Origin of the sequence: Paraphotobacterium marinum, from assembly GCF_002216855.1 — a bacterium.
Taxonomy (GTDB): Bacteria; Pseudomonadota; Gammaproteobacteria; order Enterobacterales; family Vibrionaceae; genus Paraphotobacterium; species Paraphotobacterium marinum.
The window spans coordinates 507,036-523,107 of record NZ_CP022355.1; the positions used below are offsets into that span (position 1 = coordinate 507,036).

Annotated in this window: 17 protein-coding genes and 2 pseudogenes; 12 read left to right on the plus strand and 7 right to left on the minus strand. The window is 31.5% G+C overall.

The window, feature by feature from the left end:
• Positions 1-125 precede the first annotated feature (125 nt).
• A pseudogene (gpmM, locus tag CF386_RS02800) lies at positions 126-1,657 on the plus strand (2,3-bisphosphoglycerate-independent phosphoglycerate mutase).
• A gap of 54 nt (positions 1,658-1,711) precedes the next feature.
• Here gpmM and tdh read toward each other — a convergent pair.
• Positions 1,712-2,736, minus strand: a pseudogene (gene tdh, locus CF386_RS02805) (L-threonine 3-dehydrogenase).
• 12 nt (positions 2,737-2,748) lie between these two features.
• Positions 2,749-3,948 (minus strand): glycine C-acetyltransferase, encoded by a 1,200-nt coding sequence (locus tag CF386_RS02810; protein ID WP_089072960.1) that lies wholly within the window; start codon positions 3,946-3,948, stop codon positions 2,749-2,751.
• A 120-nt stretch (positions 3,949-4,068) separates the two neighbouring features.
• Here CF386_RS02810 and CF386_RS02815 point away from each other — a divergent pair, with 120 nt between their 5' ends.
• The 4 genes from CF386_RS02815 to CF386_RS02830 are packed head-to-tail and all read left to right on the plus strand — an operon-like array spanning position 4,069 to position 7,686.
• Positions 4,069-4,596: a hypothetical protein gene (locus tag CF386_RS02815; RefSeq protein WP_089072961.1), complete on the plus strand. Its 528-nt coding sequence runs from the start codon at positions 4,069-4,071 to the stop codon at positions 4,594-4,596.
• Entirely contained in the window at positions 4,593-5,369 is a 777-nt protein-coding gene (locus CF386_RS02820) for an O-antigen ligase family protein (protein ID WP_089072962.1), read from the plus strand. Before CF386_RS02815 ends, CF386_RS02820 begins: the two co-directional genes overlap by 4 nt.
• Positions 5,366-6,397 (plus strand): lipopolysaccharide heptosyltransferase II, encoded by a 1,032-nt coding sequence (gene waaF / locus CF386_RS02825; RefSeq protein ID WP_089072963.1) that lies wholly within the window; start codon positions 5,366-5,368, stop codon positions 6,395-6,397. The genes CF386_RS02820 and waaF overlap by 4 nt, the downstream gene beginning before the upstream one ends.
• Positions 6,398-6,405: 8 nt before the next feature.
• Positions 6,406-7,686 (plus strand): 3-deoxy-D-manno-octulosonic acid transferase, encoded by a 1,281-nt coding sequence (locus CF386_RS02830; RefSeq protein ID WP_089072964.1) that lies wholly within the window; start codon positions 6,406-6,408, stop codon positions 7,684-7,686.
• On the opposite strand, the gene CF386_RS02835 is transcribed toward CF386_RS02830, so the two are convergent.
• Entirely contained in the window at positions 7,674-8,372 is a 699-nt protein-coding gene (locus CF386_RS02835) for a 3-deoxy-D-manno-octulosonic acid kinase (protein ID WP_089072965.1), read from the minus strand. The two genes, CF386_RS02830 and CF386_RS02835, sit on opposite strands and share 13 nt — an antisense overlap.
• A gap of 41 nt (positions 8,373-8,413) precedes the next feature.
• Between CF386_RS02835 and CF386_RS02840 the strand changes: the two genes are divergently transcribed.
• Both CF386_RS02840 and coaD read left to right on the plus strand, forming a co-directional pair.
• On the plus strand, positions 8,414-9,478 hold the full coding sequence (locus CF386_RS02840) for a glycosyltransferase family 9 protein (protein WP_089072966.1): 1,065 nt from the start codon (positions 8,414-8,416) through the stop codon (positions 9,476-9,478).
• A 24-nt stretch (positions 9,479-9,502) separates the two neighbouring features.
• Positions 9,503-9,979, plus strand: a complete 477-nt coding sequence (gene coaD, locus CF386_RS02845; RefSeq protein WP_089072967.1) for a pantetheine-phosphate adenylyltransferase — start codon at positions 9,503-9,505, stop codon at positions 9,977-9,979.
• A gap of 1 nt (position 9,980) precedes the next feature.
• Here coaD and mutM read toward each other — a convergent pair whose 3' ends face one another.
• The 3 genes from mutM to rpmB all read right to left on the minus strand — a co-directional run bounded on the left by mutM (position 9,981) and on the right by rpmB (position 11,300).
• The gene (mutM, locus tag CF386_RS02850; protein ID WP_089072968.1) at positions 9,981-10,790 is read right to left on the minus strand and encodes a bifunctional DNA-formamidopyrimidine glycosylase/DNA-(apurinic or apyrimidinic site) lyase; all 810 of its coding nucleotides are present in this window, start codon (positions 10,788-10,790) and stop codon (positions 9,981-9,983) included.
• A 91-nt stretch (positions 10,791-10,881) separates the two neighbouring features.
• Positions 10,882-11,049: a 50S ribosomal protein L33 gene (gene rpmG, locus CF386_RS02855; RefSeq protein ID WP_084884015.1), complete on the minus strand. Its 168-nt coding sequence runs from the start codon at positions 11,047-11,049 to the stop codon at positions 10,882-10,884.
• 14 nt (positions 11,050-11,063) lie between these two features.
• Complete coding sequence (gene rpmB, locus CF386_RS02860) at positions 11,064-11,300, minus strand: 50S ribosomal protein L28 (protein WP_089072969.1); 237 nt, start codon at positions 11,298-11,300, stop codon at positions 11,064-11,066.
• Positions 11,301-11,520: 220 nt separating this feature from the next.
• On the opposite strand from rpmB, the gene coaBC reads away from it, so the two are divergent.
• Together coaBC and dut are read left to right on the plus strand one after the other, a co-directional pair.
• Positions 11,521-12,756 (plus strand): bifunctional phosphopantothenoylcysteine decarboxylase/phosphopantothenate--cysteine ligase CoaBC, encoded by a 1,236-nt coding sequence (gene coaBC / locus CF386_RS02865; RefSeq protein WP_089072970.1) that lies wholly within the window; start codon positions 11,521-11,523, stop codon positions 12,754-12,756.
• An 11-nt stretch (positions 12,757-12,767) separates the two neighbouring features.
• Entirely contained in the window at positions 12,768-13,220 is a 453-nt protein-coding gene (gene dut / locus CF386_RS02870) for a dUTP diphosphatase (protein ID WP_089072971.1), read from the plus strand.
• 82 nt (positions 13,221-13,302) lie between these two features.
• Here the strand turns inward: dut and pyrE are convergent, their stop codons facing one another.
• Positions 13,303-13,950 carry an orotate phosphoribosyltransferase gene (gene pyrE / locus CF386_RS02875; RefSeq protein WP_089072972.1) on the minus strand — a complete coding sequence of 216 codons (648 nt, stop codon included), beginning with the start codon at positions 13,948-13,950 and terminating at the stop codon, positions 13,303-13,305.
• Between the two features lie 127 nt (positions 13,951-14,077).
• Here pyrE and CF386_RS02880 point away from each other — a divergent pair, with 127 nt between their 5' ends.
• The 3 genes from CF386_RS02880 (at position 14,078) to rpoZ (ending at position 16,065) form a co-directional block, all read left to right on the plus strand.
• The gene (locus CF386_RS02880; protein ID WP_089072973.1) at positions 14,078-14,941 is read left to right on the plus strand and encodes a YicC/YloC family endoribonuclease; all 864 of its coding nucleotides are present in this window, start codon (positions 14,078-14,080) and stop codon (positions 14,939-14,941) included.
• 198 nt (positions 14,942-15,139) lie between these two features.
• On the plus strand, positions 15,140-15,763 hold the full coding sequence (gmk, locus tag CF386_RS02885) for a guanylate kinase (RefSeq protein WP_089072974.1): 624 nt from the start codon (positions 15,140-15,142) through the stop codon (positions 15,761-15,763).
• A gap of 20 nt (positions 15,764-15,783) precedes the next feature.
• Positions 15,784-16,065 carry a DNA-directed RNA polymerase subunit omega gene (rpoZ, locus tag CF386_RS02890; protein WP_089072975.1) on the plus strand — a complete coding sequence of 94 codons (282 nt, stop codon included), beginning with the start codon at positions 15,784-15,786 and terminating at the stop codon, positions 16,063-16,065.
• Positions 16,066-16,072 lie beyond the last annotated feature (7 nt).

Genomic DNA, 16,072 nt, shown 5'->3' on the forward strand with positions numbered 1-16,072 from the left:
CTTTAAAAAGGAATAATCTCTAAGAAGCCTACTTTTGTTAAAAAATATTGACTCAACACCACGCTTTAATTAAACCAAATTAAATTATATAATATAAACAGAAGTTCTTTTATTAAGGTAAAAACATGTCAAAGAAAAACACATTAGCTCTAGTCATTTTAGATGGATGGGGACATAGAGAAGATAAAAAAGATAATGCAATTGCAAATGCAAAAACACCAACGTTAGATAATCTTTTTAAAAATTACCCAAACACATTAATTTCTGCATCAAGTGGCGAAGTTGGTTTGCCTCAAGGACAAATGGGTAATTCTGAGGTTGGGCATACAAACATCGGAGCAGGTAGAATTGTGTACCAAGATCTTACTCGAATTACAAAGTCGATAGATGATGGTGAGTTTTCTCAAAATCCAGCAATAAATAATACTCTTAGCACTACAAAAGAAAACAATAAAGCACTCCATGTACTGGGTTTATTGTCTCCAGGTGGTGTTCATAGTCATGAAGATCATATTATTGCAATGTTAGAAACTGCTATTAAACATGGAATCCAAAAAGTTTATTTTCACGCTTTCTTAGATGGTCGAGATACTCCTCCAAGAAGTGCAGAATCTTCACTAATGAAAATTGAAAAATTATTTAATCAATTAGGCTCAGGAAGAATTGTTTCTTTGATTGGTCGATATTATGCAATGGATAGAGACAACAACTGGGATAGAATTGAAGAAGCATATAATCTAATTACCCAAGGAAAAGCTCATTTTATTGCAAATTCTGCAGTTAATGGTTTACATGCAGCCTACGAAAGAGATGAAAATGATGAGTTTGTAAAAGCAACTAGTATTCATGATGACTTAAATCCAATTGTGAAAGTAGAAGATGGCGATTCTATTATATTGATGAATTTTAGAGCTGATAGAGCTAGACAAATAACGCAAGCTTTTGAACCTAATTTTGATGGATTTAAACGTGTTTATTTCCCTAAAAACTTAAATTTTGTTATGCTCACAGAATATTCTGCATCAATTAACTTTCCAGTTGCATTTCCTTCAGAAAAGCTCATAAATACTTTTGGAGAATGGGCATCTAAACAAGGCAAAACCCAATTAAGAATTTCTGAGACAGAGAAATATGCGCATGTGACTTTTTTCTTTAATGGTGGGGTCGAAAATGAGTTTAATGGTGAATCGAGAATTCTTATTCCTTCACCCAAGGTTGCAACTTACGATCTTCAGCCAGAAATGAGCTCAGAAGAACTTACCCATAAGCTTGTGGAAGCAATCGAAAGCCAAGAGTTTGATTATATAATTTGTAATTATCCAAATGGAGATATGGTTGGCCACACTGGCGTATATGAAGCTGCAGTTAAGGCCGCAGAGGCTGTTGATTCAAGCCTCCAAAAAGTTGTTGAGGCAATAGAAAAAATCAATGGTCAGTTATTGATAACTGCAGATCATGGAAATGCTGAAATGATGGTTAATCCTGAAACCGGAAATATACACACAGCTCATACTAATCTTCCAGTGCCATTAATTTATTTTGGTAATAAAAAATTACATTTAAAGAAGATGGTAAACTTTCAGACTTAGCTCCAACAATGTTAAAATTAACTAATGAAGAACAACCTGAAGAAATGACAGGAAAAAGTCTAGTTTAATAACACTTTACATAGACATATAAATTAGTTCTTAATTTATATGTCTTCTAAAAACTAATCCCAATTTAAAATAACTTTTCCAGATAACCCTGAGTCCATTTTTTCAAAAGCTTCCTGAAAAGACGATACATTAAAGTGATGGGTAATAATCGGAGTCAAGTTCAATCCTGATTGAATTAAACTTGCCATTTTATACCAGGTTTCAAACATTTCTCGACCATAGATACCTTTAATAGTAATTCCTTTAAAGATAATATCATTCCAATTAATTTCCATATTTTTCGGAGGAATTCCTAATAGTGCTATCCTACCCCCGTGATTCATTGTATTTAACATCTGAGAAAAAGCACTTGGAACTCCCGACATCTCAAGTCCCACATCAAAACCTTCTTTCATATTCAATCTTTGCATAACATCAGCAAGGGACTCCTTAGCAACATTAACAGCTTCAGAAACACCCATTTTTTTGCTAATTCAAGCCTATAATCATTAACATCTGTGATCACTACATGTCTTGCACCAACATGTTTAGCAACTGCCGCTGCCATAATGCCAATAGGCCCTGCTCCGGTTATTAGTACGTCTTCCCCAACTAAATCAAAAGACAAAGCAGTATGTACAGCGTTCCCGAAAGGATCGAAAATAGCAGCCAAATCATCCGAAATTTCATCTGGAATTTTAAATGCATTAAACGCAGGTATACATAAATACTCAGCAAAGGCACCATCACGATTAACACCTACACCAATCGTATTACGACACAAGTGCGTTCTACCACCTCTGCAGTTACGACAATATCCACAGGTTATGTGACCTTCCCCTGAAACTCTATCACCAATCGCATATCCTTTAACTTCTTTACCAATTTCAACAACTTGCCCAACATACTCATGACCAAATATCATTGGTGTTTTGATTGTATCTTGGGACCACTGATCCCAATTATAAATATGTATATCAGTTCCACAAATTGCAGTTTTTTTTATTTTTATTAATAAATCGTTAGGACCAATTTGAGGTATACTTGCCTCAGTCATCCATACCCCTTTTTGAGGCTCCAATTTCGACAATGCTTTCATTTATAAAATCTCTTATCCAATAATATTTAACTCTTTACCAATTTCAATAAAACTATCAATAACATAATCTAATTGTTTACGTGAATGAATCGCTGACATTTGAGTTCTAATTCTCGCTTGGTTTTTAGGCACTACAGGATATGAAAATGCAATTACATAAATACCCTTAGTCAGTGCCATTTCAGAAAATTTGACTGCTAACTTTGCATCTCCAAGCATAATTGGAATGATCGGATGGTCTTTGCCAGCTAAATTAAAACCAGCTGCATTCATTCGATCACGAAAATAATTTGAGTTTTCATTTAACTGCTTTCGTAACTCACTACCTTGACTTTCGATTAGCTGGAACATTTTATTTGAGGTATAAGCGATAACTGGGGCTAAAGAGTTTGAAAATAGATAAGGCCTTGATCTTTGTCTCAACCAATCAATCACCTCTTTCTTACCTGACGTATAACCACCAGAGGCACCACCAAGAGCCTTACCAAGCGTACCGGTTATGATGTCAACTCTTCCAATTACATCATTATATTCATGTGTTCCTTTACCATTCTCTCCCATAAAACCAACTGCATGTGAATCATCAACCATAACTAAGGCATTATATTTTTCGGATAAGTCACAAATTTCTTTCAAATTTGCAATTACCCCATCCATGGAAAAAACTCCATCAGTAACAACTAATATATTCTTAGCGTCAGACTTTTTCGCTTTTATCAACTGTTCTTCTAAAGATTTCATATCATTATTTTTATAGCGATATCTAGCGGCTTTGCAAAGTCTTACACCATCAATAATTGAAGCATGATTCAATTCATCTGAGATAATAGCATCATCTTTATCAAGTATCGTTTCAAAAAGACCAGTATTTGCATCAAAGCAAGAAGAATATAAGATTGTATCTTCCATATTTAAGAAGTTTGATATAGTATGTTCAAGCGTTTTATGAACTGATTGAGTGCCACAAATAAATCTTACTGATGCAACTCCATAACCATATTTCTCTAAACCTTCCTGAGCATCTTTTATAAGGTTTTGAGAATCTGCTAAACCTAAATAGTTATTTGCACAAAAATTAATGACTTCATTATCTGGTTCGATATTGACCATTGCACTTTGTTTAGACTTTATGATTCTTTCCGATTTATAAAGACCATGCTCTTTTAATTCGTTTAATTTTGCTTGTAGCTCGTTGTAAAAGTCATGTTTCATATATTAATGCACCCAAGTTTGTTTTATCTGAGATAATATTAATCCTTTCCCTGAATTAACATCGACAAAAAATAAATTTAGGATATTATATATTAAAACAATAACTATTCAATTTATAGCATGCAAATTAAAAATCAACTTGTTAATATATCGATTTTTATCACACTATCATTCTTTGTTTTCTTTGGTAGAGGTTATGGACTATATTTTTTATTATGCTTAACTTCTTTAATTTTATTAAAAGATTCTTGGCCAAAAAATTTCAATAAAGATCAAAAACTAATTATTTTCACTGTTTTGTTGTTTTTTCTATCACACTTAATACAAATTATATTCAATGGTGACAATGTATCTGTTTTAGATACGTCCTGGAGAACATTCTTTATTATTTCAATAATACTAGTAATAAATAATTTCAAACCTTCTGTAAATTTGTTATTTTCAAGCATACTTTCATCTGCTTTTTTTGCTATTCTTAGTGGTTGTTTACTGATTTATTTAGCCAATCATTATCATATTTACTGGCAGAGATTTTATGTTTTTGAGATAAGAAACCATTCAGAGATACCACATTTGGTTTACAATTTTTTTCATAACTGGATGCCCATTCAAACAGGCGGGATGTTGGCTTCTCTTTTTTATTTATGATCGTATTAATTGGCTATTTTTTAAGAAGAAGCAACTATATTTTAACAGCTTTTTGTTTGATTTTAGGTTCTGGATTAATTTATTTATTAATCTCAGCTAATGCTCGTGGCGCATGGATAAGTATTCCTCCTACTATGCTGTTAATTATTTTTTTATCCTTCAACACGAACTCTCGAAAAAAATTCTACATAGCATCTACTATTATTATTATTTTTTTGTGCTTAGCTTATTCCAACCAAACGGTCAAAAGTCAAATAAAACGAACGATATCAAGTATTGCTAACTCGCAAACAGAAACAAAGCATAACTTCAGCACATACGAAAGAATTCAATTATGGAAAAGTGCTATTTACTCTTTTTCTGGTGCTCCATTATTAGGGTACGGTGAGAAAGGTCAATCAAAAATAAGAATTGAGCAAAATAGAGAAAAAATTGTAAATATTGATAAAGATTTTATAGTTGGTCATGCTCATAATCAATACTTACAGGCTCTCCAAACAAGGGGGTTAATTGGTTTACTTAGTTTACTTATGTTTTTTTTAAGCCCACTTTATATTTTCATTAAAAACTTTAAAGCAAGTGCTAACGATATCAATAGTAAGACTATTAATATACTTGGTATCACTTTCATTTTTTCTGTAATGATATTTAATTTGACTCAAGCTTATCTTCATATAATGTCCGGAATTTTATTTTATTGTTGTTTTCTAAGTATCTTTTTAGGATATAGTACATATTTGAATAATACTCAAAATAAAAAAGAGTTATCATGATGAAAAGTATTTTAATCATTGCCCCTGCATGGCTTGGAGACTTAGTTATGAGTCATGCTCTCTTGAAAAAGTTAAAAAGAGAACAAACGGTTCAACTAGACTTAGCTGTTCCAAATTGGCTTGTCCCTGTAGCTAAGAGAATACCTGAAATTAGAAATATTATCAGTATTCCCTTTAAACATAAAGAGTTGAAAGTTTATAAAAGATATTTATTTTCAAAATCTCTTAGGACATACCATTATGATCAAGTCATTGTTATTCCCAAAACCTTCAAATCAGCACTATTAGCATACTGGTCACATGTACCACTTAGAACTGGTTGGGTAGGTGAACAAAGATATTTTCTATTGAATGATTTAAGGAAAAACATGAAAAAAGTTCATCTTAATGTAAATCGATATTTACAATTAGGTGAAAAAAAAAATTCAGCTTTATTGAATGACCCTATACCTGAAAAATATTACCCTAAATTAATGGTCAATAAAAAAAACCTTAATCATTTAGTCAAAAAGTTTAATATCCCTTTAGAGACGGATGTAATTGCCATATGTCCAGGAGCATCAGGTGGAGAAGCGAAAAAATGGCCCAAAAAATACTTTTCTGAGTTAATTAAAGATTTAATAAAAAAGGATTTTAAAATTTTGATACTGGGAGCACCAAGCGATCAAGCACGATGTGATGAGATTTACAATTCCATTAATGAATCACAAAAAGATAGTGTTATTAATTTATGTGGTTCTACAAGTCTTGAGGATTTGATTGATATTTTATCTTTATGCAAAACAGCCGTTTCAAATGATTCAGGTAATTTATTCGTAGCAGCTGCAGTCGGTATTAATGTTGTCGCAATCTATGGACCTACAACACCCGATTATACACCTCCATTAACTAAAAAAGCTAAAATCTTGCATACTGATATAAGCTGTAGACCTTGTCATGAGAAAGTTTGTCCTCTTAAACATCATAAATGTATGGAAGAATTATTTCCAAAAATGGTCAGTCAGGCTGTACTAAATTTTAATTCGTAGGCTAATTTATGTTTGCTTTTATATATTCTATTTTGTATTTTTTTTTAATACTCCCTATGTTTCTTTTTGCTCTTCTCAGAAAAAAAAGTAATAAACCCTACATTGGAAAAAGGTGGCCTGAATTGTTCGGGATTTCTAAAGCCAAAATACCAAAAGATCTAATTTGGATTCACAGTGTGTCTGTTGGTGAATCAAACCTATCAATAAGGTTAATAAAAGAAATTAAGAAAGAAAATAGAAAATTACAATTCTTGGTAACAACAACAACTGCGACAGGTTTTGAAAGCTTTAAGAAAGAAAATTTAGAAGGCGTTTTTCATCAATATTTACCATTAGATCTACCATTTTTTATTCGTTTATTTTTAAAAAGATTTCAGCCCTCAATGTTTATAAATATAGAAACTGAACTTTGGCCCAATTTAATTAGGCTATCGTACGAACAAAAAATTCCAATCATTGTAATTAACGCACGTTTATCTGAACGTTCTATGATGCGTTATCTTAAAGCATCCAAAATAGTTTATAACCTTATATTTAAATATATTACACATATAAGTTGTATCAACTTAAAAGATAGGGATAGATTTTCAAAGCTATCTATTCCAGGAGATAAACTAAGTGTATCTGGTTCAATGAAATACGACATAAATTTAAAAAATATACCAATCAAACATTCACTTTTACAAAAATTTAATAAAGACAAAATGTTTATTGTTGCAGCAAGCACTCACTCTCCTGAAGAAGAATTAATTCTTAATATTTTTCAATCTATTAAGAAAAGATTGCCTCAGACTGCATTAATTATAATACCAAGACATCCAGAGAGGTTTGATCAGGTTGAAAAATACTGCCAACTGTCTAAATTTTCTTTTATTAAACGATCTGAACTAAATAATGAAATATTGACAGATCCAGATATTATTTTGGTAGACTCCATGGGAGAAATGTTCACATTCTTAAAAAAAGCAGATGTTGTCTTTATGGGCGGGAGTTTTGCTGGGGATAAAACGGGAGGACATAATCTTCTTGAACCAGCCATTTTATCGAAGGCTACTATCACAGGGCCTAACAATAGAAACTTTCAAGATATTTATAATTCACTAAAAGATAATAACGCTATAATTACAGCGAGAACAAAAGAAGAACTACAAAATGAAGTTTTAAATCTATTAGAAAACGAATCTTTAAGAAAAGTTTTAGGAAATAATGCTTCAGAAACTGTCCAAAAAAATCAAGGAGCTACCCTTAAAACTATAGAATTACTTAAAAAGCACACTCATAATCTATAACCTTGCAGGATGTTATCCCAATAATCTGAAGTTAAATTCAGTTTATATTTATAGGACTCTTTTTCAAATGAGCGTTGAAGTCTATTTAGATTGTTTTTTTTCCAATTGTCTCCTTCCCGTTTACTACATTTATCAAAATCTATTAACCAAATTTTATTGCTTGAATCAATCAATATATTATTTGCGTTCAGATCTGTATGACAAACATTTAATCGATGCATTTTTTTCACAATTTTTCCTATCTCAATAAATTGTTCAATCTGTAAGTTATTTTTTTTCAAAAAAGAAATAATAGACTCTGCGTTTTCAATCCGTTCAGTAATAATATCAGTTTGATATAAAAAAAATTTTTTTTTCACTTTTGCTGCGATTGCTTGTGGCACAGGTAGACCTTCAGTTCTTAACTGCTCTAACAAATAAAATTCTTTCCATGAGCGAGTGCGATTTAAACCAAGATAAAAATATTTATCTTTCACAACCTTACCCCAAAGACCTCCTCGAAAATAATGCTTCAGTGCAATTTGTAAATTTTTCCACTGAATAAACCATGTGGTGCCACGACCCTTTGCGCTTCCAACAACATTTTCTTCCCATAAATTTATATTAAAGATATTTTCATATGAATCCGTTACAATTTCATTGTTATAAATAAAAAATTGATTTTTTTGTTTTTTTTCAATAATCATAATAAACTATACTCTTCAAATTCAATAAAATCGTTTGCTCAATGAAAAAATGTTTACCACTTTTTAAAAAGCCCCCTAAAAATATCTGTATTTTGAGGCTATCTGCAATTGGAGATGTTTCAAATACAGTTCCTTTGATAAGTGCCATTCAAACTCAGTGGCCTAGCACAAAGATTACTTGGGTGGTTGGTCAAATAGAATATAACTTAATCAAAAACATTCCTAAAGTAAAGTTTATCACTTTTAATAAAAAAAATGGTATCAAAGAATATCTTAAATTAAGAAAAGAGCTCAAAAATGAAAAATTCGATGCGTTATTAAATTTACAATCCTCAATGCGAGCAAATTTGATTTCCTTATTTATAAAATCAAAATATAAATTAGGCTATAGTAAAAATAGATCTAGAGAATTACAACACTTTTTTACCAATGTTAAAGTCCAACCAGCTCAATCAGTTCATGTTTTAGATAATTTTATGAGTTTTGGGAAATGTTTAGGAGTTTCTGAAGAAAAAATATCTTGGAATATTCCAATCAATCAAGTAAGTTTGGAAAATCTAAAAAAAAAGATACCGAATCAACCAATTTGTATATTAATACCTTCAGCAAGTAACCCCCAAAGAAACTGGACAATAGATGGTTACCTAAAATTAATTGAATACTTGAATAAATTAGGATTTCATATCATATTAGCCGGTTCACCTGCATCACGCGAAGTTGTTTTCGCGAACAAAATCGCTGAAAATTGTTCATGCGAAGTATTAAATTTTGTTGGTAAAACAAGCTTAGAGGATTTGTATGCTTTAATTTCAATTGCAAATTTAGTAGTTGCACCTGATACGGGTCCTGCGCATTTAGCTGCTTCACTCAATATACCCACAGTAGGTCTGTATGCTTATCAAAATCCCCAAAGAACAGGTCCTTATAATTTTATTCAGTACACTGTTAATGCCTATGATGAAGCACTCAAAAAAGAACGTGATTCAGTACAAAAAAATTGGCGCTATAGAATTAAAAATGAGAAGGCGATGGAACTTATCAAAATCAAAGATGTTAAAGAAAAAATTGAACAAATCATTTTTGACAAGAATATTCAAATAAATTAATTTTTTATGATAGTGAGGAAAGTTATGAAGCACACAGTTATCTATCCCGGAACATTTGATCCAATAACAAATGGCCATATTGATTTAATCAAAAGAGCAAGTCATCTATTTAATGAAGTCATTGTTGCCATTGCACAAAGCCCAACCAAAAAGCCAATGTTTTCTCTCAAGGAACGTACTTTTTTAGCAACTGAAAGCTTAAAACATATTCCTAATATTAAAGTCATTGGGTTTTCTGGTTTATTAGTCGATTTACTTAAAAAGCATCAATCCCATATTTTAATTCGTGGAATAAGAGCAGTATCTGATTTTGAGTATGAGTTTCAACTTAATAATGTTAATCGTCGACTCATGCCCAATCTAGAAACAATATTTCTAGCTCCATCTGAAGAGAATTCATTCATTTCATCCACTATTGTTAAAGAGGTTGCAATTCATCACGGAGATGTGTCAAGTTTTGTTCCATCTATCGTGGAATGTGCACTGAAAGAAAAATTATAATCTAATGTTGACACTTATCGCAATAAACAGATGTTCTATTATTAATCCTCACTTCCTTGAGCAAGTTTCCACAAACCATACATGGTTGATCTTTACGTCCGTAGACACTTAACTCTTGTACGAAATATCCTGGCTTACCATTGGCTTGCTTAAAGTCTTTCAATGTTGTTCCGCCTTGATTGATAGACTTTTGTAAAACAATTTTGATATTTTTCACTAATAACTCAATTTCAAGTTTTTTCAATTGATTAGCGATTCTTAAAGGTGATATTTTGCTTTCAAATAACGCTTCATTTGCATATATATTACCTACGCCCACTACCGTTTTTTGATTCATTATGACTTGTTTAATATTTGATTTCGACTTTTTTAGAACATTAGATAAATATTTAGTATCAAATTTTTCAGATAACGGTTCTGGACCTAAATGTGAGAAATATGCATCAAATTCATTGATATCTTTCCAAAGAACAAAACCAAATCGTCTTGGATCATTAAATACTAATTTATTCCCATTTTTTAAAATAAACTCAATATGATCATGTTTGATAAGACTATCTGACTTTTCATTAACTCTCAATGTTCCTGACATACCTAGATGGATGATAAGATAACCATCTTGATATTTCACCAAAATATATTTAGCTCTTCTTTCAATTGCAACAATCGGTTTTTTTAAACAATTAAAGATTTTATCAGAAACATCCCACCTTAATTTCCTATGGTGTAAATTAATTTCACAAATAATTTCGTTTTCAGAATAAGGCCTTATCCCTTTACATGTAACCTCTACTTCAGGTAACTCTGGCATCTTTATTTAAATCCTAATTTTGTATGGATAAAAAAAAGTCCGCTTCAAGAAAGAAACGGACTTTATTTGTTGTTTGATATAAAAACAAAATTTATTTGATTTTTGCTTCTTTATACATTACATGTTTACGAACAACAGGATCAAATTTTTTAATTTCAAACTTTCCTGGCATGTTTCTTTTATTCTTATCAGTTGTATAAAAGTGACCAGTTCCAGCTGAAGATACTAATTTAATTTTTTCACGAATGCCTTTAGCCATTTCAAATATCCTCTTTAAACGTTTTCACCACGTGCACGAATATCAGCTAATACAGCATCGATACCTTTTTTATCGATGATACGCATACCTTTTGCTGTTAAACGTAATTTAACAAATCTTTTTTCATTTTCTACCCAGAAACGATGTGTTTGCAGGTTCGGTAGAAAACGACGCTTGGTGGCATTTCGCGCATGAGAACGGTTATTACCCGTCACTGGGCGCTTGCCTGTTACTTGACATACTCGAGACATGATTGTCTTCTCCAAATCGTTTCAATAAATTAATTATAATTTTTTATATAATTATACTTCTACTAAGGTGGCACATTATACTAATTACAAATCTTGATCTCAAGATTTTTTTCAATTTTATTGTATTAATTTCCTTAAAAGTAGACAATAACATCGAAAAAACTTAATCTAACAATATAAAATTGATGTTTAACAATACACCATAAAAGAAATTTTACATATGCTCAACAACAAAAAAATATTAATTGGCATTTCAGGTGGCATAGCATCCTATAAATGTGCCGAACTGATCAGAAGATTAAAAGAACACGGAGCTCAAGTTAGGGTCATCATGACCGAAAGTGCAAAAGAGTTTATAACACCTTTAACAATTCAAGCTGTATCCGGTGAACCAATCTCAGACAATCTTCTTGATCCTGAAGCTGAAGCTGCAATGGGGCATATAGCTCTGGCTAAATGGGCTGACATCATTGTCATTGCACCTGCTACAGCAAATACAATTGCTAAAATAACGGCTGGTTTAGCCGACGACTTATTATCAACAGTTTGTTTAGCAACAGATGCGCCAATCGCTATTGTACCAGCTATGAATCAGCAGATGTATGCAAGCGTTGCAAATCAAGAAAATTTAAAAACACTTACGCATCGAGAGTACTTAATCTGGGGGCCAGCTTCAGGTCCGCAAGCTTGTGGTGATATTGGCAAGGGCCGTATGATTGAGCCTAATGAAATATTACATGAATTAACCAATCACTTTAACCTCAATAGTGTTTGTTTAAAAAAAAGTATTTTAATTACAGCAGGACCAACAATTGAGCCAATTGACCCTGTTAGATACATAAGTAATCATAGCTCAGGAAAAATGGGGTTCGCACTAGCTGAAATGGCCTCCAAATTAGGTTACAAAGTTTTCCTGGTTTCTGGTCCAGTAAATCTAAAGCACTCAAATTCAATCGAAAGAATAAACATTACTACTGCCGATGAAATGTTGTCTGAAGTTAAAAAGCTGATTCAATGCCAAAAAATTGATGTTTTTATTGGATGCGCAGCCATTGCTGATTTTAAACCAGTTAACTATCATGAACAAAAAATAAAAAAGATTAACTCTGCAGATCAAACATCTAAAAAAACTGAAGAAATGACACTCACTTTAACAAAAAATCCAGACATTTTAAGATATGTTGCTAATTTAGATATTCAGCGCCCATTCACTGTAGGTTTTTGTGCTGAAACACAAAATTTAGAAGAAAATGCCAAATTGAAATTAATAAACAAGAAATTGGATTTAATTTGTGCAAATGATGTTTCTAAAAAAGAGCAAGGGTTTAATAGCGATCAAAATAGTGTCACCTTATATTGGGGTAACAAACAAAAAGAACTTGATTTAGCATCCAAAGAGAAAATAGCCATGGGTATTCTAAATCATATCCAAGAAATCATACCAAAAAAAATATAGAGAAATAGTACATGAAAAATGTTGCGTTGAAAATTTTAGATAAAGAATTTATTAATACATACTCAGTACCCGCCTATTCTACAGAGGGTTCAGCAGGACTAGATTTAAGAGCTTGTATTAAAGAGCCATTAACATTAGAACCCAACGAAACTAAACTTATTAATACAGGTATTGCCATTCACATAAAAGATCCTAGTGTTGCAGCAACAATTTTACCTCGTTCTGGTCTTGGTCATAAAAGTGGTATCGTTTTGGGAAATTTAGTTGGTCTTATTGATTCAGATTACCAAGGTGAGCTTAAAATTTCAGCTTGGAATAGAAGTGATACAGCATTTGTGGTTCAACCTGGAGATCGTATAGCTCAACTCGTTTTTGTTCCAATTATTCAAGCACACTTTGAAGTGGTTGAAGACTTTAATGAAACTCAGCGTGGACAAGGTGGTTTTGGTCATACTGGCGTTTAATTAATTTAGATATGAAATAAGTCTATACTTAATATGATTGTTTATAGTAAAGACTATGTATAGACTTATTTAAATTTTGTAATTAAATGTTTGCTCCATATTTTTGTCTATAAGCATTTAAATGCTCAATTTGCTCTGTAAAAATATTTTCGTCTTTTAAATAATCTACAACATCATTTAGAGTAATAATAGGATACACTGATATATTATGTTGCTTCTCAATTTCTTGTATTGCAGATAGGTTACCTAATCCTCGCTCTTGTCTATCAAGCGCAATAACGATACCCGCTAAATTGGCATTTGCTTCTTTAAGCAGTTCCATAGACTCTCGAACAGCCGTTCCTGCAGATATAACATCATCAACCAAAAGAACATTACCTTCTAAGGCGGCACCCACAATATTCCCACCCTCTCCATGTTTTTTAGCTTCTTTACGGTTAAAACAATAAGGTGCCTCTTTTTGATAATTTCTAAAAAGAGACGCCACTGTACTAGTTGCTATGGGTATTCCTTTGTAGGCAGGACCGAAAACTACGTCAAAATCAATCTTTGAATCCATTATTTTAGATGCATAGAAGTCACCTAATTGAGATATTTTTTTTCCTGAGTTAAATAATCCAGCATTAAAAAAATAAGGACTGATGCGACCAGATTTGAGTGTAAATTGACCAAAACACAAAATATCAGATTCAATTAAAAATTTAATAAATTCTCTTTGATAACTTTTCATGAAGAAACCCCCTATAATACAACCTATTACGATCTAATTTATAATAATAAACAATCTATTCCATAATTTGATTCATATGATATATTAGTCTAATCAAAATTTAAACATATTCAATTGAGCACTCATTATGATAGCAAGTATGACTGGTTATGCTTTTCAAGAATTTCAAAAAAGTTGGGGTACACTCTCATGGGAACTACGTTCAGTAAACCATAGGTTTTTAGATTTAAACTTAAAACTTCCTGAATCTTTTAAATTTTTAGATCCAGATATTAAGAGTTTCCTCAAAAAACGTGTTTCTCGAGGTAAAATAGAAATCATCCTGCGCCTTAATCTTTTAAATAACATCAGTGAAGAAATATCCATAGATGAACAAATGTTAGATAATTTAATTCGATCTATTCATCATATTAAAACAAAAACGCAATGTGATAGTGTCAACCCTCTTGAAATATTAAAGTATCCAGGAGTTATTAAAGAGAGTAAGCAAAACATCGATGAATTAACATCTGATATTAACAACAGCTTATCTCAAGCATTAAATTCGTTTATTGAAAATAGGAAAGCTGAAGGCCAAAAAATAAAAGATTCATTGACTGAAAAACTTGACAAAATTGAACTTGAAACTCAAAAAATTAATAAAGTTGTTCCAGAAATTATTGAGACTCAAAGACAAAAGATTAAAGCTCGTTTAGAAGAACTAAATTTAAAATTAGATGCTGATCGTGTAGAACAAGAAATAGTTCTTTTAGCTCAAAAGATTGATATTCAAGAAGAGTTGGATCGTCTCGGTTTTCACGTAAGTGAAGCAAAAAATATACTTAATAAAGGTGGTTTGACAGGAAGAAAGTTAGATTTTTTAATGCAAGAATTTAACCGCGAATCGAATACAATTGCATCAAAGTCCATAAATAAAGATGTAACCAAATCTGCTGTTGAATTAAAGGTATTAATTGAACAAATGCGTGAGCAAATCCAGAATATCGAATAGAATATCGATGACATTCAACCTATTTTACACTCTTATGTTTTCAAGGTTTTTTCTAGTTGTTTATTTCAATGGATTTCATCAAATCACTTTAAATTAAGTTAAAGTGGTGAAAAAGGCGGGAACATGAATTTTAGGATTTTTGACAAATTAAACTTAAAAATGTAAATTATCTTTTTTATTTAGAATAATAGGTTTATTGTGTATCAAGGTACATTATACATTGTTTCTGCACCCAGTGGTGCCGGAAAGTCATCTTTGATTTCAAGATTACTCGAAACTACTCCTAATTATGCTGTAAAAGTATCTGTTTCTCACACTACCAGAGAAAAAAGACCTAATGAAAAAAATGGTATTCATTACCATTATGTTTCTGAGCAAGAGTTTGAAACGTTAATAAAGCAAAATGACTTTCTTGAATATGCTAAAGTATTTGGGAATTACTATGGTACATCCCATAATTGGATTACAGAGCAACTTTCAAAAGGAATCGATGTTTTTTTAGATATTGATTGGCAAGGTGCCAGACAGATAAAAGAAAAAGTACCTGATGTTAAGACCATTTTTATCGCTCCCCCCTCAAAGGAGGAACTTGAGCGAAGGCTAATTGCTCGTGCTCAAGATAGTGATGAAACTATCCAAAAAAGAATGTTAGAGGCATCTTCAGAAATTTCTCACATTTTTGAATATGATTATGTTATAATTAATGACGACTTTGAAATTGCTTTAATGGACTTAAAGGCAATAATTCGAGCTGAAAAGCTCAAAAAAAACAAACAAGTACAAAAAAATGAGAATTTAATCAATTCTTTAATCAAAAAATAATTTATTTTAGAGGTACAATAATGGCTCGAGTTACAGTTCAAGATGCAGTTGAAAAAATTGGAAACCGTTTTGATTTAGTCCTAGTTGCTGCAAGAAGAGCTAGACAAATGCAAACAGGTGGGAAAGATTCCTTGGTACCTGTTGAAAATGATAAGTATACTGTTTTAAGCTTAAGAGAAATTGAAGAAGGTTTAATCAATAAAGAAGTTCTTGATGCTAGAGAAAGACAAGAAATTCGCGAGCAAGAAGCTGCAGAATTAGCTGCAGTAAGTTCAATCAATAACCCGCATTTAAATAGATAAATAATAG